At 63.1% G+C, this 355-nt stretch carries 1 protein-coding gene; it reads right to left on the reverse strand.

What is annotated here, in order from left to right; translation table 11 throughout:
* Positions 1-355, reverse strand: a 355-nt coding sequence (locus FDW84_RS19050) for an SIS domain-containing protein (RefSeq protein WP_138611037.1), incomplete at both ends; no start/stop codon positions are given.

Genomic DNA, 355 nt, shown 5'->3' on the forward strand with positions numbered 1-355 from the left:
GCGCACGGCCATCAGCGTATCCATGGTCTCGCCGGACTGGCTGATGGATACCACCAGGGTGTTCTCATCCAGGATCGGGTCCCGGTACCGGAACTCGTGCGCGAGCTCAACCTCGGTGGGGATCCGGCACCAGTTCTCAATCGCGTACTTCGCCACCGTGCCCGCATACGCGGCAGTGCCGCAGGCCAGCACGATGATCTTGTCGACCTTCTTCAACAGCTCCGGATCGATCCGCAGCTCATCGAGGGTCAGCTTGCCCTTGATGTCCGAACGGCCCAGCAGGGTCTGCGCCACCGCGTCGGGCTGGTCATGGATTTCCTTCTCCATGAACGAGCTGAACCCGCCCTTCTCCGCC

The organism is Pseudarthrobacter sp. NamE5, assembly GCF_005796225.1.
Taxonomy (GTDB): domain Bacteria; phylum Actinomycetota; class Actinomycetes; order Actinomycetales; family Micrococcaceae; genus Arthrobacter.